This is a genomic window from Candidatus Woesearchaeota archaeon (genome assembly GCA_016214075.1).
Lineage (GTDB): Archaea > Nanobdellota > Nanobdellia > Woesearchaeales > DSVV01 > JACRPI01.
Genome location: JACRPI010000035.1, coordinates 13,098 through 34,457, shown reverse-complemented (window position 1 = coordinate 34,457; position 21,360 = coordinate 13,098). Strand labels below are relative to the sequence as shown.

The 21,360-nt window shown below is 39.3% G+C and carries 17 protein-coding genes and 2 tRNA genes; 8 read left to right on the top strand and 11 right to left on the bottom strand.

Features of this window, described 5'->3' with window-relative positions:
- Nucleotides 1-203 precede the first annotated feature (203 nt).
- From HZC31_06655 to HZC31_06640, 4 genes are all read left to right on the top strand, one after another.
- Nucleotides 204-2,519, top strand: a complete 2,316-nt coding sequence (locus HZC31_06655) for an SdiA-regulated domain-containing protein (protein MBI5003039.1) — start codon at nucleotides 204-206, stop codon at nucleotides 2,517-2,519.
- A 220-nt stretch (nucleotides 2,520-2,739) separates the two neighbouring features.
- Nucleotides 2,740-3,162, top strand: coding sequence for a translation initiation factor IF-5A (locus tag HZC31_06650; GenBank protein ID MBI5003038.1), 423 nt, complete (start codon nucleotides 2,740-2,742; stop codon nucleotides 3,160-3,162).
- Nucleotides 3,163-3,168: 6 nt separating this feature from the next.
- Nucleotides 3,169-3,330: a 50S ribosomal protein L40e gene (locus tag HZC31_06645; GenBank protein MBI5003037.1), complete on the top strand. Its 162-nt coding sequence runs from the start codon at nucleotides 3,169-3,171 to the stop codon at nucleotides 3,328-3,330.
- Nucleotides 3,331-3,378: 48 nt separating this feature from the next.
- Nucleotides 3,379-4,506 (top strand): hypothetical protein, encoded by a 1,128-nt coding sequence (locus tag HZC31_06640; protein MBI5003036.1) that lies wholly within the window; start codon nucleotides 3,379-3,381, stop codon nucleotides 4,504-4,506.
- On the opposite strand, the gene HZC31_06635 is transcribed toward HZC31_06640, so the two are convergent.
- The gene (locus tag HZC31_06635) at nucleotides 4,507-5,175 is read right to left on the bottom strand and encodes a DedA family protein (protein MBI5003035.1); all 669 of its coding nucleotides are present in this window, start codon (nucleotides 5,173-5,175) and stop codon (nucleotides 4,507-4,509) included.
- Nucleotides 5,176-5,251: 76 nt separating this feature from the next.
- Nucleotides 5,252-5,368, bottom strand: a tRNA-Leu gene (locus tag HZC31_06630).
- A 222-nt stretch (nucleotides 5,369-5,590) separates the two neighbouring features.
- Here HZC31_06630 and HZC31_06625 point away from each other — a divergent pair.
- Together HZC31_06625 and HZC31_06620 are read left to right on the top strand one after the other, a co-directional pair.
- Nucleotides 5,591-6,835 (top strand): site-2 protease family protein, encoded by a 1,245-nt coding sequence (locus tag HZC31_06625; protein ID MBI5003034.1) that lies wholly within the window; start codon nucleotides 5,591-5,593, stop codon nucleotides 6,833-6,835.
- A gap of 108 nt (nucleotides 6,836-6,943) precedes the next feature.
- Nucleotides 6,944-8,494: a Glu/Leu/Phe/Val dehydrogenase gene (locus tag HZC31_06620; protein MBI5003033.1), complete on the top strand. Its 1,551-nt coding sequence runs from the start codon at nucleotides 6,944-6,946 to the stop codon at nucleotides 8,492-8,494.
- Nucleotides 8,495-8,534: 40 nt separating this feature from the next.
- Here HZC31_06620 and HZC31_06615 read toward each other — a convergent pair whose 3' ends face one another.
- From HZC31_06615 to HZC31_06595, 5 genes are all read right to left on the bottom strand, one after another.
- Nucleotides 8,535-9,569, bottom strand: a complete 1,035-nt coding sequence (locus HZC31_06615) for a type II secretion system F family protein (GenBank protein MBI5003032.1) — start codon at nucleotides 9,567-9,569, stop codon at nucleotides 8,535-8,537.
- 7 nt (nucleotides 9,570-9,576) lie between these two features.
- Complete coding sequence (locus HZC31_06610) at nucleotides 9,577-10,302, bottom strand: type II secretion system F family protein (GenBank protein MBI5003031.1); 726 nt, start codon at nucleotides 10,300-10,302, stop codon at nucleotides 9,577-9,579.
- Nucleotides 10,303-10,784: 482 nt separating this feature from the next.
- Nucleotides 10,785-12,239, bottom strand: coding sequence for a CpaF family protein (locus HZC31_06605; GenBank protein MBI5003030.1), 1,455 nt, complete (start codon nucleotides 12,237-12,239; stop codon nucleotides 10,785-10,787).
- Nucleotides 12,240-12,285: 46 nt separating this feature from the next.
- The gene (locus HZC31_06600; GenBank protein ID MBI5003029.1) at nucleotides 12,286-13,314 is read right to left on the bottom strand and encodes a hypothetical protein; all 1,029 of its coding nucleotides are present in this window, start codon (nucleotides 13,312-13,314) and stop codon (nucleotides 12,286-12,288) included.
- A gap of 22 nt (nucleotides 13,315-13,336) precedes the next feature.
- Nucleotides 13,337-13,798, bottom strand: a complete 462-nt coding sequence (locus HZC31_06595; protein MBI5003028.1) for a hypothetical protein — start codon at nucleotides 13,796-13,798, stop codon at nucleotides 13,337-13,339.
- A gap of 223 nt (nucleotides 13,799-14,021) precedes the next feature.
- On the opposite strand from HZC31_06595, the gene HZC31_06590 reads away from it, so the two are divergent.
- Both HZC31_06590 and HZC31_06585 read left to right on the top strand, forming a co-directional pair.
- A tRNA-Leu gene (locus tag HZC31_06590) sits at nucleotides 14,022-14,137 on the top strand.
- 94 nt (nucleotides 14,138-14,231) lie between these two features.
- The gene (locus tag HZC31_06585; protein MBI5003027.1) at nucleotides 14,232-15,236 is read left to right on the top strand and encodes a hypothetical protein; all 1,005 of its coding nucleotides are present in this window, start codon (nucleotides 14,232-14,234) and stop codon (nucleotides 15,234-15,236) included.
- 316 nt (nucleotides 15,237-15,552) lie between these two features.
- Here HZC31_06585 and HZC31_06580 read toward each other — a convergent pair whose 3' ends face one another.
- Genes HZC31_06580 through HZC31_06565 form a run of 4 tightly spaced genes read right to left on the bottom strand, consistent with a single transcriptional unit; the run spans nucleotide 15,553 to nucleotide 21,293 of the window.
- Complete coding sequence (locus HZC31_06580; GenBank protein MBI5003026.1) at nucleotides 15,553-18,507, bottom strand: sigma-70 family RNA polymerase sigma factor; 2,955 nt, start codon at nucleotides 18,505-18,507, stop codon at nucleotides 15,553-15,555.
- A gap of 18 nt (nucleotides 18,508-18,525) precedes the next feature.
- Complete coding sequence (locus HZC31_06575; GenBank protein ID MBI5003025.1) at nucleotides 18,526-20,715, bottom strand: hypothetical protein; 2,190 nt, start codon at nucleotides 20,713-20,715, stop codon at nucleotides 18,526-18,528.
- A 42-nt stretch (nucleotides 20,716-20,757) separates the two neighbouring features.
- Entirely contained in the window at nucleotides 20,758-20,895 is a 138-nt protein-coding gene (locus tag HZC31_06570; protein ID MBI5003024.1) for a hypothetical protein, read from the bottom strand.
- Nucleotides 20,892-21,293, bottom strand: coding sequence for a hypothetical protein (locus tag HZC31_06565; GenBank protein MBI5003023.1), 402 nt, complete (start codon nucleotides 21,291-21,293; stop codon nucleotides 20,892-20,894). Before HZC31_06565 ends, HZC31_06570 begins: the two co-directional genes overlap by 4 nt.
- Between the last annotated feature and the right edge of the window lie 67 nt (nucleotides 21,294-21,360).

Sequence of the window (21,360 nt, the reverse complement as noted above, 5' to 3'; positions counted from 1 at the left end):
TTTTTCCTAACTTATTTTTTCTATAACCTTTTTTAGCAATATCACTGGATTTACAGTTCAAACATTGAATGTCCATAAAAATCACCAAAACAACCTAAGAATTAACTAATATATATAGATGACGCTAAATAGACAATGTCATTGTACAGAAAACTATATATAGCATCTTCATTCTACATTTTTATCTATTAGGAGGGATTTTTATGAAAACAAAAACAACATGTATTTCGATCTTTGTTCTTTTATTGCTCTTTGCGCAAACAGTCTTTGCCGCAAGCTGGCCGACGCAGAGCACTGGAACTGTTATTAGCAGTGGCCTGCCGTCTACGTATGAGCCAAGTGGCGCTGTTTGGCATCCTCGCTTAAACGCGCTTTTTGTGGTAAGTGATGATGATATGATTACTCGAATGGACATTGATGGAACAGATGTTACTTCTTGGACTTTGAGTGGTGATCTTGAAGGTCTCGCAATCGCAGATCCTTCTTCAAATTATATTTATGTTCTCAATGAATATCCTTACGCGATTTATGAATTTGATTTTACTACGGGGACAAAAACAAAATCATGGTCATTAACAGGTATTGTTCCTGCACCAGTTATTTCTACAAGTTATGGTCTTGAAGGACTAACCTATATTTCTTCAGAAGGATTGTTCGCAGTTGGTTCACAGGAAACGGGTATAATTTATTTCCTTTCTCTTGATACTTCTGTTAATGGAGGAACTGTTTCTGTTGTTCGATCTATGAAACCATATTCCGCAAGCATTTCCGATATGTACTTTGATCCAGAAACAGAAACATTATACGTTTTGTATGACGCAACCCTTGTGGAAATGGACACTTCTGGAAACATTATTGCAACATATACTGTTCCTGGAAGCGATCAGGAAGCAGTGACACTCGCAACATCATGCCCTTCAACAACAAGCACAATTATTATTGGATCTGATACGGGGCATACATTTACGAGTTATGCGGGATATCCAGTCACTTGTCCATCATCAGGATCAGGTGGTTCAGGATCTACGACAGCAGTTTGGCCTGCTTCATCTTCAGGAACAAATGTTGGCTCTGGATTATCCTCTTCTTTTGAACCAAGTGGTGTTGTTTGGAACTCAGCGAGCAACAAACTTGTTGTTGTTAATGATAATGGTGGCGTGAGTATCATGAACAGCGATGGAAGTTCTGTTACTTCTTTAACTCTCTCTGGAGATTTGGAAGGAGTTTCAGTTTCTGGCGCTTTCGCTGCATATATTTTGAATGAATATCCTTTCGCGATTTACGCGTTCAATACTGGAACAGGAACAAAAACCGCAACATTTGATTTGAGCAGTATAGGAATAACAACGCCAAGCACAACCAGTAACGGATTAGAAGGAATGGCCTACATTCCAGATGGTGCACATTCTTACGGAACAACAGCTTTAGGTGGTATTTTCGCAGTTGGTTCATCTGACGATGGCAGAATTTATTTTGTCAGTATTCCAACATCTTCAGGAACCGCAACGCTTCTTGGCTCGATCCAACCAGTAGCAGAAGCAATTACTGATATGTTCTATTCTTCTGAAACAGAACTTTTGTATGTTCTTTATGGAACAACACTTCGCGAAATGACTGTTGATGGGACTGTTGTCATGACATACACTTCTGTTCCTGGAACAGATCCAGAGGGATTTACTCTTGTTACAGATTGCGCAACTTCAACAGCGGATGCGTACATCGCAAATGATGAGGGAAATACAGTAATGAAATACACAGGATACCCAATTACTTGTTCTGTAGAACCAACGCCAGTTGATTTAGATGCTGATGACGATGGTTTATTAGACACAGAAGAAGCAACGTATGGAACAAATCCAAACCTTGTTGATACAGACGGCGATGGCTTAACTGATTACCAAGAGGTTATCACCTACGGAACAAGTGGAACAACTGCTGATACAGATGGAGATGGATTGTCAGACTATCAAGAGATTATTACTTATGGAACAGATGCACGTGATACTGATAGCGACAATGATAGTTTAACCGATTATCAAGAAGTTGTCACGTATGGGACAAATCCATTGAACGCAGATTCAGATAGTGGAAGTGTTGATGACGCGACAGAAATTGCTCGTGGAACCAATCCTCTGGATAGCACAGATGATGTTCCTGTTGTTATTGATCCAAACCAGATTTCATCGTACACAATTGATACTGCTAATGCGCTCGTCACTGTGTACTATGCAGATGGACATACTGGCACTATTAATCCGTTTACAGGAACTGATTCCATTTTAGTTGGATTGAATTATGACAACACCGTATTAGTCGTGACGAATGGAAAGCGTATGAAGACATACCAAAATGGTGTCGCAAAAGATAATGAGTATATCTCAAAATATACTCCTTCTGCAATGACGTTGACTATAACGCATGGGAGCAGTAGCGATACTGTCGCGCTCCAATACACGGTGCGAAGAAAAACAAGTACGATGTGGTTCACATTAACTGGAACAAACTTAGTGCGAAATTGAATTTTAGTTTTTTTCTTTTTTTATTCATTCTTTGCGCTAATTCATTTATAGCTGACGCACGAAATACTTGTAATCTTTTTATGGTGATTTCGTGTGTCCGCTAATAAGCGAACGAACATATGAAATTACGAAAATTTGGTTCGTTCGCTATACCGAAAAGTATATAAAAGGGCAGTTAATTCAGAGAGAAAGCGAGTAGAATCATATTATACATTGAGGGATGAATATGGAAGAAGGCGAAGTAGCAGGAGAAATCAAAGTTACACATGCAGGCGCTATGAAAAAAGGATCATTTATGATCATTGATGGTGTCGCTTGCAGAGTCACAGACACACAAACAAGCAAACCCGGAAAACACGGGCACGCAAAAGTGAGAATCACCGCAGTAGGAATTTTGGACGACAAACGACGTGAATACGTTGGTCCCGCGCATGATAACGTTAATGCTCCAATTATTGAGAAAAGAAGCGCGCAAGTGCTTTCTATCTCTGGCAGTAAAGCAAATGTTATGGACTCTGAATCCTTTGAAACATTTGATTTGGATATTCCTGAAGAACTCAAAACAGATGTTACAGAAAGCTGCAACGTCCTTTATTGGGTCATTACAGGAACAAAAGTTATGAAACAATTAAAATCTGAGTGATAAACAATGGTACGATTTCCAGAAGCAGAAGCACGGTTATTCCAGAACAAATTTGTCTGCAGAAATTGCAAGACAACTGTTCGCGCAATAAACATGAAGGTTTTGGCAGGTAAAATCTCTTGCAGAAAATGCAAAGGGAAAGTACTTCGGCCAAAGAGAAAGAAATAATTTCTCAAATAAGTAGTTTTATTAACTTCTTTCTTTCTAATTTTTATTGTGAAACAAAAAATAGTCTATACTTTGCTTGGGATATTTTTGTTCTTTTCTTTACTTGGCAGTATCATTTTTATTTTTTCCTTCTCCAGCGATGAGATCATAATGAATGAAGAACCAACTCCAGAAATACTTGGCACCAATACTCATGAAAATGAGGCCTTTCCTCCTATTTATGTCTCTATTTTTACACATAACGAAGAGCCAAATAGTGGTCAGTATCCAAATTTTGTAGAAGATGAAGATGCATTCTGGGAACAACGCAATGGTGTTGTTCAATTTGCGCAAATGCTTCATGAAGAGGGAGTTTCCTATAATTTTCAATCTGATTGGACTTTTTTGTTGGCTGCAACGCTTTATGATTCAGGAACTCCGTCTACACGTGGAAAAAATGTTCTTCGCTATCTCAAGGAAGATTTGGGTTTTGAAATTGACCCGCATGCGCACGAAACAAAATATAGTTACGCCGATGTTGCGTATTTGATTGAACAGCTGGGGGTTGAACCTTCTTTTGTTGTAGGAGGCTTTATTGCAGATCCTCCTGAAAAATCTAAACTGGAATATCTTTCGAAACCAATACAAGGAAGGCAGTATTCTTCTTATACATGGCAAGCGGAAATTCTTATGGGTGCTGGAACATCGCTTCATCTTAATGAAGAAGCTTTATGGGTCTCTGGCATATGGAAACCACAAAATAATGAACAATTTCACGTGCACGATGACGCAGCTTCTCTTGTCGTTGTTGGATCTTATACTTCGGAATGGAATGGGTTATATGAATTATTGGAACTTCAAAAGCAAGGTGTTCTTGAGCCTGGAAAGATTTATACTGCTTCTCTCTTTGCGAACCAAAAATATTTTGTCAATGAAACGTATATAGAAGAGTTTCGTCAACACATTCAGGATCTTGCTGATGAAACTGCTGCAGGACGAATTGAATGGGTTGGTTTTGGTGAGGTTTTTCAACTATGGTTTGATGAATATAATGCTGAGCCAAATCAACTCTTTTACACCGATGTTCATGCTGCTGAGTCAAGCACAGGAACAGAATCTTCTTCAGACAGCTGTGGGGATGGTATTTGTCAATCCATCGAAATGAGAATGGGTGTTTGTGCAGAAGATTGTACTTGATTAAGGAGTTGGTTCTTTCTTCTTCAACAAGCTCATAATAACTTCTTTAATCACGGGAATAAACGAGATCACAATAATTGCCATGATGACTATTGTGAAGTTCTCTTTCACCAGCTGAATGTTTCCAAAGAAATAGCCGCCAAAGAGGAATAAGACGCACCATAACAATGCGCCGACAATGTTGTACGCGACGAACTTGAGCCAATTCATCTTCGCAATGCCTGCGACAAACGGCGCGAAAGTTCTGATGATGGGCATAAATCGTGCTGCGATAATTGTTTTCGCGCCATGCTTTTCATAAAATTCTTCTGTGCGCATCAAATAGTCTTTGTTGAACAGCAATGATTTTTCTTTCTTGAATATTTTTGGACCAACATAATTGCCTATGGAGTAATTCACAAAATCACCAAGCACTGCCGCGATGAAGATTAACGCGAATAACACCGCAAGATTCAGCGATCCTAACGCAGCGAACGCTCCTGCCGCGAAAAGGAGAGAGTCTCCGGGGAGAAACGGCGTTATAATTAATCCTGTTTCGCAGAAAATGACGATGAAGATGATTGCGTAGGTCCACGTGTCATACGTTTGTATGACCCATTGGAGTGACGTGTCTAAATGAAGAATAACATTGATGAATGTGACGAAGAATGTTTGCAGGAATTCGAACATAAGGAAATGATGTTGTGAATTCCTTCATAAAGGTTTTTGTTTTCACAATCTTTATATTCTTCTTCAGAATAATAAACGATGAGGCGGGGATTTGAACCCCGAAAGGCTGTTACACCTTGTGGCTCGCTCATGCCTGTGTTGGACAACACAGGTTTTTGAGACCACTGCAATAACCATGTTATGCGACCTCACCAATATTTTTATCCTTTTTTTAGAAGAAGCATATTAAAGTAATTATCGACGAGTTTTCCGAAAATCTTACGGATAATCCGAAAAACTGTTTCATTTCTCAAGAAAATTTTCGGTAAAACTCATTCTATCCGAAAATCTTTCGATTTTGGCGAATGACATTTTGCACAGTAAACTTTTTCTTTAGTAGAAAGGTTTATATATAATCCGTTGTCTTATTTACGTAATGGAAATATTTGGTCTCACTATCACATGGACGTTTGACTTAATCTTGTTCATTCTTTTTTTACTTGCTTTGAGCATTACTGTATACATCAAAAGAAAAGAAATTGCGATTCAAAAAATTCTGCATCCATTCATCTACATCATTATGTACAGAACAAAACTTGGTCTTGCGTTGATGGACAAACTCGCGTCCAAATATCGCGGCGCTGTGCAATTGTTTGGCTACGTTTCTGTGGGTGTTGGTTTTCTTGGCATGTTGTATGTTTCTTTAGGCATTTTTATTTTTTTCATTAAACTCATTTTTCAACCTACTGTTGATACCAACGGTGTTTCTCTCGTGCTTCCTTTCACACACATTCCAGGGATTGGATACTTGAGTTTTACGCATTGGATTCTTGCTATTTTTATTCTCGCGATTGTGCATGAATTTTCTCATGGTGTTGTCGCGCGAAGTCATCACATTCCTGTGAAATCCAGCGGTTTTGCAGTCTTTGCATTACTTGCGCCAGTTATTCCTGCAGCGTTTGTTGAACCTGATGAAAAGAAATTAGGAAAAGCGCATGACATTGTGCAATATTCTGTTTTCGCAGCAGGACCAATGGCAAATCTTGTGCTTGCGTTTATTCTCCTGCTTGCTTTCCCTTATGTTGGAGACATGACAAACTCAACGCTTGCGCCATTTGAAGATAAGATCACACATCCTATTGGGTTTAGTTATGAAGTTCTTGAAAATGAAAGTTATCCCGCGTACACTTCTGCTGTTCCTCCCGCTATTTTGTCTTCTATCAACGGAAAAGCTGTTGACGATTACAGTCAGTTTATGAGTTATTCTTCCTGCCTTGTTCCTGATCAAGAAGTAACACTTGGCACAGATAAAGGAGAATATACCTTTACCGCTATCCCGCGATCAGATAATCCTGAAAAAGGATTCATGGGCATTAAACCCACACAAAATGAACGACGGATTAATACAGAATACGCGGGTATCGCAGGTGTTTATTACTGGTTCCGCGGCTTTATCAAGTGGTTATTCTTGCTGAATTTGTTTATTGGTCTCGCGAACTTGCTCCCTCTCGGTATTGTAGATGGGGGAAGAATGTTGCAAACTGCATTGCACAGTATGTTTGATGACAAGACCCGCGCGCAGAAACTCTGGGGCTTTATTAGCATGTTTTTCTTAGGGGGATTGTTGTTCGCTCTTGTCGTGAATTATCTCGGCAATCCGTTTGCTTTATTGTTTGGGTAATTCATGTGTGCTTGATTTCACGCCTATAAGAAACTTTATATAGTTTGTTTCTCTCTCTCTTTTAGAAATTACAAGTAATTACTTTTCAAAAAACTGGGGGCGATGACTTTGGTTAATAGAGCATATGGTTTTACAGTTCGTACGGATTGCACTTCTTTACCGGAGCTGCGGCATTTTTCACAACTTCAACCAGATACAGAGATGCTTGCATCTGTTTCTGAAACAATGGGTCATGACGCGCATGAAGAAATTCATGTCAAGCCATTAGGGACTGTTCTTGTTGAAGGACAAGATCGTGCTCTTACCTATGTAGTTGCAGTTCACAATACACTTCTTTCTGCTCTTTTTTATCGTGAGGATGGTTCTTTTGTTCGACCAGCACTTGGCGGTACGCGACTACTTCCTTATGCGGAGTTAGGAAATAAAGATTACACTCTTGACCTTGAAGATGTTTCAAATGGTGTTACAGGTATAAGGGATGTAAAAGAATTAGCACGTGGTATGTCCTTTAAGTGGGGTGCTTTCGATCTTCTTCTCATCCGCCGAGCGCTTACAGGAGATCATGTTACTGAAGCAGAACTTCTTGCATCTCGCATGGGTGGCGGAAAGTCAGGAAATTATGTTGATGGACTTTCTTCACTTGCTCTTGCATCTCCTGGACTTCTTGAGCGACTTTGCCCTATTCGTAAAGGAAGAACTTCAGAAGAATTAACTTCTTTTGAAAAAACACTTTACGGAAAAGATGTAGACGTTGTTGCAGCATTAGATGGAAGATATATTTTTGCTCCAGACATGTACACAGATACTGCTGTTATGGAATTTGTTCGTTCTGATCTTCTTGCAAGGGGAGTTCATGTTCCAGTTGCTTGTTTATCTGAACGAGTCGGAGGTTCTGGTGATCCTTCTATTGTTACTGCAGAAGGTGTTTATTACAGTATGCTTGGCGCAGCACAATCTGTTTGGAAAAAAGATCGTCTTCGACTAAAAACAATAGGGATACAAGGACTCGGAAAAGTAGGTTATCGGCTTCTTGAAAGGATATTAGAAGATGGCCATCATACAAAAATGCTTCATCTCGCAGACAGTTCTTCTACAGCTCTTGATAAAGCAAGAAAACTTCTTTTACGAAATGGAAAAGTTGAAGGAACTGATTATGTTCTTCACCAAATTACTTCTCCTGCGGATATACAATTGTTTTATACTTTAGGAATGGATGTCTTCTCACCAAACGCAGGTGGACAAATCCTTACTGAAGATTCTATTAAAACATTGCATGAGCATGGTTGTCGCGTTATTGTTGGCGGAGCAAACAACCAAAGACATCCACAACAACGGCAGGTTGTTGATGATTATATTGTTGCACATCAAATTGCGTATGGTCCGGACTACCTCGTTAATCTTGGAGGAATTCTAAACACTATTTACGAACGTGATGATGTAAAAGCATCATTAGGCGGTGTTTTTATTAGGGATAGGCCCCTACATGTTGTTCGATCTTTGAAATCACTTGTCGGAGAAGTTCTCCATAGAGCTAAAGAAACAGCAACTGCTCCACAACATGTTATTGATCAGATGGTTATGGAAGACCTTGCGCGTCATGCAATGTTCCAGCGTTATAGAGCAGAAGATATTACCACAAGAAAATATCTTTCTGTTTGATTTTTTCTTTTTTTCACAAGATTTTTTTTCTCTTTTAGTCTCAAAACGTAATAAACGCAGTCACCACAGCAGTCATAATCTTTAATGCGATAATGTACACTACTTCAGTACTCACGATAAATATGGGAATATACTTGACCCCTCCCCGAATATTCCCTTTCTCAATAATGGAGACGATCATCGAAGAAAAGAACGCAATCACTCCTAACGCAATTCTGCTGAACCAGACGAAATCCTCTTTATTGACATTAATATTTCCAATGTTGGAAAGTAAACCAGTTGTGCCTCCTGTTGCCGCTGTTGTGGCAAGCAGCGCCGCGACTTTACTAATAACAATCAGGAGGTTGTACGCAAGCGCGAAGAGCATTGGAGAAATAAAGATGACAATCGCGCCAATAAAAATCATGTACGTCAACACAGACGCAGTCATCTCATCCTTCAACGCTTTTGTTTTTTTGAGGTTTTCAACAACACGATCAATAATGTCCGCGACTTTTCCTCCGCTTTGAATTTCGCTGACAATCAATTCCATCGCTCGCTTGAGCATCGGCGAATTGTACTTGTTCGCAAACTCGTTGAGCGCAATATCCACATCTGTTCCTGTCATAACTTTTTTTGCCGCAAGCGCGATTTCATTCGCGAGAATGCCAAAACGGGGCTTGATCGCAACCCATAATGATTTTTCAAACGCAAGTCCTCCCTTGAGATTGGAGGAAACTTCCTGCAAAAAGTCAGGCAAGACATCTTCCATCTTTTTTGTTCTGTTAAATATCTTGATATCGAGATACATATACATGAAGAGCATGAATAACGCAATAAACGCGAGTGGAATTACTACCCAGATGAGGAATACATAAAGAAAGACAAGGATTCCTGTTTGCTCAGAAATTGTTCCCCAGAATCCGTAAAAATACACTAAAAACGTCAGGAGATAAGTGATGTAAAATAAGATACCAAAGAACCAATACGGCACTTCAACTATTCCTGCTTTGAGTAAATAATTTCGCAATTTTGGACGTATTCGTTCAGGGATAAACGCTTTTCCAAATTCGTTGATGTATAGGAGTTGTTTCATGAATCCCTCATAAGTTCACACTCAATCGCGATGCTTTGAACACAGAGACAAAAATAAGTTGGACAATCACCAACGCGCCTGTGACTACCAAAAATAAATTTCGTTCAATAGGAAGCCCTAAAAGACCGCCCACAACAACAAAAATTGCCATGCCAATAGAGGGAAGGACAATCGCGAGGAGCATGTAAAATAACGCAAGGGAGTTGAGCTTTTTCCCATATCGTTGGATTTCCGTGAGTTGTTCCGCGGTAATCTCGTCAATCGCGTTGCTTAATGGGATAGAAACGTCAATACCTACTTTGAGCGCAGTGCTGATTTGGAAGAGGATGCGCCTATATTTTTCGGATGGAGAATATTTGACTGCATTGTCTAATGCTTTCTCAATAGGAGTTCCAAGGTTAATATCTTCAACAATTTCTTTGAAATATTTGCTTGCGATGCCATAGCTTTGGGATCCTTCAATCAACGCGTTGAGGAGCGGTCTTCCGGAATGCACTTTGACGAGAAGGAATCTTCCTGCAAAAAGGACTTCCTGATCGAGTTCTCTTTTTCTCTTGTTGATGATGTTCTTTGGTGACATCATGAAAAAGAAAAAGTAGCCGATGCAGATGAAGGGGAGTAAAAGGAGAAGATATAAGAGAGAGATTCCCGCGATTTCAAAGAAGAAAAATAAAAGGATAAGTGTGCTGAGCGCGAACATCGCGGCAAGTTGGAGTGTCTTCTTGACAAACATGTCTGGTCGAAGTTTAATGTGCGCTTTTCGCAGCTCTTCTTTCAGATGCGGGAACGTGCTTGCAACCTGATGAATAATATCAACGATAGGGAGACACCTCTTTGGTTGTTTTTTGGAATGAAGCTATATATAAGTTTTGTTCAGAGACTTGGTTTTGAAACAAGATAAGATATAATGTTCCATAACCCGCCGCAGCTGGCGGCCTACGGTCAAAATTCTCTGAATTTTGTCCTACGCACCACCCCGAATGGGGCAACCCCCGGTGCGTCGGCGCCAGCGGCGGGTTTCTTTGATTCTTTTCGTTAAAGCAAAGAACAACATGGCGCAAACTGAGTGTAGAGGATTTTTCGGTTACGAAGTTCCGGAAAATCCTTTACGAATAGGACATTTTTCGAAGAAAAATGACCGTGTTTGCTGCCTTTGTTGTTGTTCTTTGCTTATTTATATGTTAGAAATCAAATTTCCTATTGTACTTAGAATAATTACTTCAACACCAATTTTCCCCTATAATACTTCGCCATCAGAACACCAATGTCATTGAGATTTCTAATATTATGATCGACCATCCATTTCAGAATACGCATTTTTTTGTGGAGGTCCTCTTCAATCATCTTCGGTGTCATTCCTGTAAATATTCTTAGCGTGTTTGGGATGACCTTCATCTGTCCCACTGTCTTTGTTGTATCATCTAATGGATCATACTGTCTGATAATGTTGGGCATTCCGTTTGGCAATAATTCCGCGAACTGCATACATCTTCTTTTGTTTGTTCTTCTGTTCCTGTTCTGGACAATAATTCCTGCCATCGCAGGCAAGACCAATTTAGGGATGTTAATGGGTGGATTTGTCAGTCGCGTGACTGTTTCTGACGCGTCATTCGCGTGAAACGTCGCGTAACAGCTGTGTCCTGTGTGGATCGCTTCAAACAATGTTTCCGCTTCTTTCTCTCGTCGGACTTCTCCCATAATAATTCTATCCGGTCTCATACGCAGGGAGTTGATGATGAGGTCTAACATCGTGACGCCGCCTTTTCCTTCTGGATTCGCGAGTCTTGTTTCTAACGGAACCCAATGAAGGGTGTTTGGAAGCTGCAATTCTCGCGTATCTTCAATACTGATGACTCGTTGATTTGGTGGAAGAAATGAAGAGATGACGTTGAGCATCGAGGTTTTTCCTGACCCTGTTCCTCCCGCGATGAGCAGCGAAAGCTCGTTTTGCATGCACATCCAGATTAACGCAGCTGTTTCAAAATCTATTGTCTTTGATTTGAGAAAGTCTGTAATTGTCCATGGTTCTGTCGCGAACTTTCTGATAGTAATGGTGTTTCCAAACGAAGAAATAGGTTCTAATGTCGCGTTGACTCGATCTCCTGTGAGCAGGTGCGCGTCCATAAGTGGACTTAACGTCGAAATTTCTTTATTGACATCTCTGCCAATCATCGTGGAGAAATGTCTGATTCGCGCTTCGCTTGGAATGATGACATTTGTTTTGAGCCACGCGAATTTTTTATGGTAAATCCAGACAGGTTCTTTCGCGCTGTTGACAACAATTTCTTCTATATTGCTATCTTTGAGGAGAATTTCTATATTTCCAAGACCAAGATTTTGTTCAATAACATAATTGATGAGCATGTCTTTTGTTTGCTCATCCGCGTTTGGAAAATATTTTTTGAGTAATTTGGTGAGCTCTTTTCTAAACTCAATCTTGATTGTCTCTACTCCTCCTGATTCGGAGAGTTCGACAACACCAACGCCAACTTCTGAAATAAATTCTTCCCTAATCTTTTCCAGAATAAGTTTTGTAGTCTTACTCATATTGGTAATATTGACAATATATCGTGGCACAACATCCTCTTCATATTGTACGATGGAAACTTCTACTAGAACATTATTCACATTCAGCTTATATGTATCTAATTGGACTTTCTCATCAGCCATTCAGTTTTCCTCGCTTTCTTACGCAGTGATCATTACATTTGTTATGTTACATCGGCAATGGTGGCGTGTCCATTGCTTTCTTTTGTTTGAGCTGAACAGGGATTTGCTGGTGCGCAGGCTCTGGCGCGGCTTGTATTCCTTTTTCTCTCTTGAAGAATCCAAAGATGCCTTTCTTTTTCGCAGGTTCCGCGCTTATAGGAGCAGGCGGTGCTTCAACTTTCTTTTCACTTTCTTCGGGCATTGATTCAAATTTTTGAGAACCATTCGTTGTTGCAAGTGTTCTTTCCATAGGAGGAAGCGCATCCATTGACCCAAACTCTGCGTCCATGCTTCCTGTTCCTATTCGCATCGATCCTTCTTCAATGAGTTGATGGAGCGCTAGCACTCTTTTGTAAATAATCGCTTTTTCGTACATAAATCCGTCAGGAAGTTCATTGTAGAGTTTGTTGATTGTCGCGTACGCTTTTTTTGCGTCAGGACCTTTTCCAAGATTCACGAAGTTTGTCGCGATTTCTACATGGCGCATAATCTCATCGCGCTTTTGAAGCAATACTCCATAATTCTTTTTGTTGAACTCATTCACCAGTTGTGAGTAGAATGTGAGAATTTGGTTTTCGATAAGCATTTTTCGTTCCGCGAACGCGTCTGGAATCTGTTTGAAAATTTCTCTCACTTGGAGGTATAACTGATTTGCTTTTTCTGTGTTGCCTTGCAGCATATATTGCTGCGCTTTGCTGAGCAAATCATTAATGACCATTGTTCGCTGTTCCATTTCTCCTTTCACTTTGTCTAAATGCTCGAGGAGTTCTTTGTTGATCGCGGTGAGTTCTCTGTGGATTTTTCTTCGCGCTTCTTCCTGTCTCTTTGCAAGCGTCGCGTATTGTTCTTTGACAGTAAAATATACTTTTTCCGCGTCCTTGTAGCGTTTTGCCTGCATGAGTTCACGGATTTTCGCGACTTGGCCTTCAAGAGAAAGATCAGTAATAAATTCTGCGGACTGTTTTTCTACTAACTCCTTTCGTCCTCCTTTTTCTTCAGGACTTCCTTCTGATTCTAAAAATTCGTCAATGTCCATTGTTTTTCATCTCATGAATTTTTTAGGTACTTTCTTCTGCTTCACTTTTTAAGTACGCGTAATATTTTTTCCATAGTGTAGGGACTTTCTGGCTAGGAATGCCGCGCTCCCGCGCTTTATCTTCAAACACTTTTTTCATGGAATCTTCATTCGCGTTGAGATATTTGAGCCAGAGGATTCTGATTTGTTGTTCTTTAATGCCTTTCTTCTTCGCTTTATCATAAAACACTTCTTTTGTATCAAAACCGATAAAGCCCAGTCCGCCTTTTCCTTTCTTTTCTTCAAGTATAAAGACATACGGCGTGGTAAATTTGTATTCGATTCCTAAAATTCCTTCTTCGACAAGAAAATCTGCCCACAACTGGATGGTTTGGACAGGGACATTCATTTCTTTCGCAGCGTCGATAAGCGACATTTTTCTGTACTTTTTGACTAATTCCAAAAATGCATCTACTTCTGTCTTCAGCTCTTCCTGTTGTTCCATGGCTTTTTTGTCGTTTAGGAGTATTTATATGTTGCGGATTTGGATTGTTTCGTGATTTTTGTTCCTATTCTTTTCGGTGTATTCGAAAAAAACATGCGAAAAAACAAAAATACCGAAACGTATTCGCCTTATCCGAAAATCCTTCGGAATGTCCGTAAGATTTTCGGAATAACCGTCGGAAGAGATTTTAATATGTTTGTTCTAAGAAATTGACATGTATTTTGCTGAGGACGCCTAATTGGTAGGGCAATGGTCTCAAATGCTCTTTGCTCAACAAAGAGCATGAGTGAACCATAAGGTCTGTCAGGGCCTTTCGGGGTTCAATTCCCCGCCTCAGCGTCTTCTTTTTCTCTAAAGAATATAAAGTTTTCCTCATTTTTCGCGTATTGTTTTTTTAGCAAACTATTTATAGTCATATTTTCAAAATACAGCTATGAAGAGGTGTGTTTCCTATTTTAGTATTCTTTTCTTAGTCACACTTTTCTTTCTTCCAACAATTTTCGGTCAGGAAACAGCGTCTGCGATTACCCTCAACTTCCCAGAAGATGGGGTTACCTACGGTCCATGGAGCGAGACCTACTTTGATTATCCCAGAACAGGTGGAAAAGCGCATCATCTTCGTTTGAACGTTTCTGTTTCTGAAAATGTCGCGTATTATAGAATTATGCGAAACAATGAATGGGTGCAGTATGTCGGCAACATGAGCATGCGGGACGCAGTTCCTGATAATTCTATTATCGAATTTAAATCAGATGATCTTGAGCCCCTTGATTTGATCGGCTACTTGAGCGCTTTCCAGAATCTTACTGTTATTGCTTATGACGCTGCAGGGAATCAACTTGGCAGCGATAGCGCGATCTTTTACATCGCGGTCAACCTTGATGATTACTATGAATTACTTTCCAGTGAGGGAGAACAAACTTCCTCTTATGTTGTTCGTCAGGAAGATTTGGACAGTGTTTCTGTGAGTCAGCAGGAATATCAAACAAGCTCCACTTTTTTTACTGTCAAGAAATATGTCACGACTATCACTGTCCGAAATAAATTTACTGGAGAAGAAGAAGAACACACGCGTATTCGCTTGAGTGTGAAACCAGCAATCGCATCCGCGATTGGCAAAGAGGTTTCTCTCTATGCTGTCCTTCCAAAGGAAGTTGTCAGCCACTTGAACAATCTCACTCTTGCGGGTAATTATTCTGTTCTTGATGTTGATCCAGTTATGATGTGGCACTTTTCCGCTGTTGACACGACACAAACTGTAGAGTATGATGTTAATCTTCCTTTGAACACTGCGGAAAGTGAAGAGATTGTTCCTATTATTGTTTCTGACATTGAAGATGTGAAATCGCAATGGTACTTTTACATTCCATTAGTTATTCCTGTAATTCTATTGTTTAGTATTGTGTATTTTTCGAGATTTAAGAAGAAGGGAAAGTAGATTTTCTTTTAAACCTCTTTCGGTATGTCCGAAAATTTCTGCCACTTTTGGAATCTTGGCGAAACATATTCGCTAAAACCGAAAATCCTTCGGAATGTTCGTAAGATTTTCGGAATTCTCGTCGATACTTACTTTAATATGTTTGTTTTAAGAAAGTGCTATGCTGAGGACGCCTAATTGGAAGGGCAATGGTCTCAAATGCTCCCTGTTCACACAGAGAGCACGAGTGAACCATTAGGTTAGCGCCTATCGGGGTTCGATTCCCCGCCTCAGCGCCCTTTCTTTTTCTGAAGAATATAAATATTTCGGAGAGAATTTACTTTGGAAGAAGTTTGCCTGCGTTTTCAAGAAGTCTAACGATGTGTTCAAGAGGTTGTTTTGTATCTGCTCTGATTTTTACTAAGGACTCTCCTCTCATGTAATAGCGTTCAACAATATCTCTGCTGGAGGGAGTAAATCTTCTTGTGATTTCTTGTGTCTCTGGATCTTCTGGTGAATATGCTTGTCCTGTGTATGTGTTTGGGATTGCTGTACCAACGATCATATCTTCTTCTCTATGTTCTCTAAGAGCTACTGCTTTTCTTTGTTTCCCTGTATCATTTGAAGAAGCTTTATCTTCTTCAGATATTCTTGGAGCTGGTTTGTTAAGCTCTCCTCGAAGTTTATCTAATGCATCCAGTTGAATCTGTCTTACTCGTTCTCTACTCAATCCCATCTCTTTTCCTACTTCAGAAAGTGTTTGTCCTTCCCAATCTCCTCCATCAAATCTTCTGTCTAAAACATAATTCTCTCGTTCTGTTAGTCCATTGCGAGCTCTTTTGAGGTTTTCTCCTTGATCTTTCTGAACAGCTTCTTCATCTACGCCAATCGCGCTTTTATCAGCGATCATATCACTCAGTCGCTTTTCATTTCTTCCTTTGCTTCCCGCTTCACTATATGCTTTGTCATCGAGTGATACTACGCTATTATAATCCGCTACTGCTTGCAGCGCAGTCTTTATGGTTTCACGCGCAATACCTGTTCTTTCTTGAACAAGCGCGTATAATTCTTCTTCATCAATATCTAGGTCGTCTTTCTTAATATCTTTTATCTCTCTTTGGATTTTGAAAATCTTTTCCCACATGTTTGCGGTAATTCGAATATTACTTGACCCTCTATGTTCTCGCGTAATCATTGCTTTTATCCAATGTGACGCATATGTCGCAAAATTGCTGTCAGAAGTTGGATCATATTTTTGTGACGCGCGAAGAAGTCCTTCTTTCGCGAGACTGATTCTGTCGCTAAGAGGAATTTCTGTCCAATCAAACTTTTTTGCTTGTGAAACAGCAAATCCTGTGTATTTTGTTACTGTATTCCCTCGCGCTGTTTCCGCGTGGTACCACAGTTGCCTGTATCTGCTTCGCAATACTTTTTCTGTACTTCCTTCTAAGAGATGTCCAAATTGTGGTTCTGAAAGCAAAACAGGTGTTCCAGTTCTTTTCTTTCTATGTATATTTTTATCAGGAACAAAAAAAGTCCACGCGTCTTTCCATGTTGGCGTATATCTCCATTTGCTTCCATTCCAATCTCCTTTTCTTTTTTCGTCTTTCTCATCCTTACTCGCAAAATACCATCCCACTGTCGCAATATATCCCCTCGAAAGTCTTGGCGTATTCTTGAAAAGCGCGATAAGCGCGTCTTCTGATGGTTTTTTTAGATATGCTTCATACGCAGCAACAAATCCTGCTCGAATTTCTTCTTCTTTCACTTTTATTTTTTTCTTTGGATCTCTTGGATTTTCTTTTTCTTGTTTCTGGATATGTTCATCAGAGATTGGCCATACTACTCCTTCAACAGCTCGTGTGTATACTTCACGTACATATACATCTGCAATTGCATAGCATTCATCTCGAACAAGGAAATCAATAGTCGCGTCTCCATCGGTAATTCTCGCGAAATCATCAGGAAGCTTTTTCCCACGGAGTTTGTCTATCTGATTTGCTTGTGCATGTGATTTATTCAAAGCATCTTCCAACGCGGCAACTGTTTTCCATTGCTTTGTCGCGTAGTATAATCTTTCTCCTTCTATTTCTGGTGTTAGTTCTTCGTCTTCTGGTTTTCCATGCGTTGCTCGATGTTCCGCAAATCTTCTGAGAAGATCTTTTTGTCTTTCTGACATACGTTGAGGTTTTGCTTCAGCAGGTTTTTTCTTTTGCGTGGGTTTCTGTTCTTCTTCATCAGGTTCTTCTGTTTCTTCATCATTGCTTCTTCTTGCGTATCTCTCTTTTTTCGGAACGTGCTCTATAAGGTTCAGTTGGTGTAAACGCGCATACAATCCTTTATGCTTTTTTTGAAGTTCTGTTCTTGTCATGCCACTACAATGATCTTTATACCATTGCAGAGGATCATCACCATACTTGCTTTCTTTTTTCAGGTGTGTTGTTTCGCTTGGTCTTGGAGGTTTCTCTTTTGTTTCTCTTTTTGCTAAAGGATTATAGGTTCCCGCAAGAACTGCCTTCATAATATCTTCAGCGGTTTTTCTTTCTCTGATGTATTGGCTGTGCGTTATTCCAAATCTTTCTTCTATTCTTCTCGCAACGCCACCTTTGACATAATATAATTCTAGAATCCCTCTTTGAAGATGACTGATATACTCCAATGCTTCTTCTACTCTTGCAACACCTTCTTTATTTCCTTTTTCAAGAACACCATATCGCGCAAGCGCGTGATACAAAAGCATCGCGGGTGTTATTTCGATTTCATCGCGAGAAGGAGGAAGAAATCTTTCTGTTCGCTCTGCGTTTGTGTATACAGGAGGAGGCACTGGTTCAGCTTTTGGAGCGATAGGTTCTCTTGCTTTAGGTTCTTCTTCTTGTTCCTTTCCTTCTTCAATCTCTTTTTCTGCAGGAATTATTGTTTCTTCATCTTTCCTGAGTTCTGGAGGCGGATTCTTCTCTTCTTTATCCTCTTGCACAGGAGGCGTGGGAATTTCTTTAGGAATAGTAATCTCTAACGCATCTAAATCACTTCTTCTGTAAAATCTTTTTCCTTCATATTCATACGCTTTCAACGCTTCTCCTTGTCCATTCAGTACAATCTCTTTTCCATATTTCTGCGAAAGATATGCATCAACATTTTCAAGAGATATCGCTGTCATTAATGGTTGTACTGATTTTTGCACTGCTCTAAGAACTGCTGTTTCAAGTCCTTCTATTCTTCCTGCTTTCATTTCTCTTTTAGAAGGATCTGGAATGTAATGAAGAAGTTCTCGGCTATAATTTGGTTCTACCATTTTCCTTTCTGTCTTTTCTTATTCAACTTTTGCAGGCATTGTATATCCTTGATCCACTAAATACATAATACACAGATTTGCAACTTTTGTTTCAAGATAATGCTTTTTTCCTCTTCCTACTTCTGTTTCAGGAACAGGATTTCCTTCTTTATCTCTTCTGTCTTTTGCGGCAGTTGTTCGGAGGATTTTATCCCGCATCGCATCTTGGTATGTGCTTCTTGCCCCTCCTGTAAGATGCTCGGGAGTAAATGGATTGAAAATTTCTCCATATTTTACAACGTTCTCTGCTTCATCAAAGAGTGGCGCACTTTTTCCATCATAAGTATAGACATTCTTCTCTGTTGTTCCTAAAGGTCTGTATTCATGGATATTAATTATAGTATCAACAGAAGCATCTTTTTTCTTTCTCTCTCCCTTTGCTTTATCTCTCGTCTCTGCTTTTACTGAACTATCAATTCCTACTTCTTTCAAAATAGCATCAATGCTTTCTTTTAACACATAGATTTTTCCATCTTTTCTCATTGTTTGACTTTCTTTTATTTTATTTTTGATCGCTTCATTCTCTCCAGTTACATATTGCTTTACATACGCAGCAACACTTTCTTCTGCAAGTAATTCAATGTTTCTAAAATGCTCTTCTTCTAAAACGAGATCTTTGCGGAATACACCTACGCTCTCTTTTGGAACAAGAACATATATTCGCTTGCCATTTGTTCTGCTTTCATAGTTTACGAATCCTCTGAATTTTACGCTGTCATAAAGTGCCCCCTGTGTTTGATTATCAGTTAATCCTTTTTGCAGGAGAAGCTCTCTGCTCACTGTCGCAACGTCTTTCATGACGTATATTTCTATTCCATTCACTGTTCTTGTTATTGTATGGTATTTTATTTGTGCAGTTCCTTCTAAAGAAGGTTGTAGTGGCTTCCCTTCTTCTTCTTTTTTCACTTTTTGCTTCTTTTCTTTTTTAGAAACTTGCCCTTGCTCTTCTTTCATTATTTCTTCAATTTGGCTTGCGAGATAATATTCTCTCCCCTGTATTCTTATTACTGATGCCTTTATGGGGTTTATTTCTGCGTGTCCTTTTTCTGCTGTATACGCTTGAACACTTTCTTTTGCAATTAATTCAAGATCTATAAATGTATCAAATGTTAATCCTTTGTAAATTCTTTCTTCGCTTCCTTTTGGAACAAGTGTTACTCGCTTGAGAGAGCCTGTTTTGGTATGCGTTGCGTAATCGACAAATCCATGTCTTTCTGTTTCTCGGCGAAGTACTTGTCCTGCGTATCCTTGCGACTTTATTTTAGTCTTTGTCCAGAGTTCTATTCTATCTAGCTCCGCAATCTCTTTTACCACTGTGATAAGTCCTTTTTCTTCAAGTGTATATTGGACAGAAGCATTGACTTCTTCTCCTCCTTTGGGATGACCTCTTTGTGACCTTTTCGTTGTTTTAAACAGATCAATTACTGAAGCAGGAACATAAGAAACATCTTCTATTCTGATTTCAGGAATACTCACTTTCTTCGGGAGAGAAATTTCTTCTCTCTTACAATATTTTTCTAGTCTTTCTTTTGGAATGAGTCGAACTCCTGAAAATACATGTTGTTCTATTTCTTTGTCACCAAAGAAAACAGTCCTTGCTTCATATGGAACAAGAATCTGTGTTCGCATTTTTCCAGAAACAACAGCATTGTATCGCAGAAATCCATACTTCTTGCTGTTATGCGTTCTATCTCTTGCTCGCCCCTCAGTAAGACCCCTATTCTCAAGCATTTCCCTGTCTACAATAGCAACATTTGGAAGAAGCATTACTAATCCATCACTTTCAGCTGTTAATGAAGCATACTCTATTTTTTGGAGAGGAGCTGTTTCTTCTCCTTCACTCTTTCCAATCGAAATAATCTTTATTGGCATTCTCCCATTGCCTTCTGTTTCATGATGTGAAACATAAGTCACTGGAAATGAATCATTTATTCCAAGGTTAGAAGGAATAGGAATTGTATCGACATACATCGTATCAAAAGAAACGTCTGCTTCAGCACCATTAACAAGCAGATCTAAAACACCTTGATGCACAATACCAGAACCATTCGCGTAATTGACAATCCCGCGAAACTGGCTTTTTCCAGAACCGTTAACAGGAGTTACTCTATGGACATCGATTTCAAGTTCTCCTTGAAACGCTGAAGCAACAAGTTCGTCTAATCTCATTATTTAAGAAATTCGTATATAATTTATAAGCATTTCGACCAATTAGCAGCCCTGGCGAAACTCGCGTACTATATCATCAAAACGTTTGCTTGCTTCCTCTGCGCGCTTCATAAGCGCATCTACCTTTTTTTTCTCTTCATCCAAATATTTTTCAAATTCTTTGTTATTATTAGATTTCATAATATTTTATCCTCTCTTTTATTATATATACTTTTTGATTCTGATCTTGCTTCTGTGTGTATTTTACTGTAACTTTCATAAATCTCTCTTATTATGGATAACAGGGCTTCTTTTCCAAGAGTCATTTCAGCTACTCGATTTTCCAATAATCTTATTCTTGATTCCATCAGTAATTTATGAAGCGCAAAGAGAGAAAGTACTAAAATCGCAAAGACGGAAAGGATAAAGGTGATTTTAATAGGATAGACCTCAACAAAAAAAATCAAAGCAATCTGAAGAAGTGCATACAAAAGAATAAAAAGTATTTCAAAAATAGTTCTATTGTTAAAAGCAAAGAGTCGTATGTTTTTCCAGGTCTTTTCTAACTCTTGACAAACTATTCCGATCATGGATTTCATAAATATCGTGCGTATTCTATTTTTTATAAATTCTGTTAAAACAGCGTATTTCGTCTATCTTCAGTAA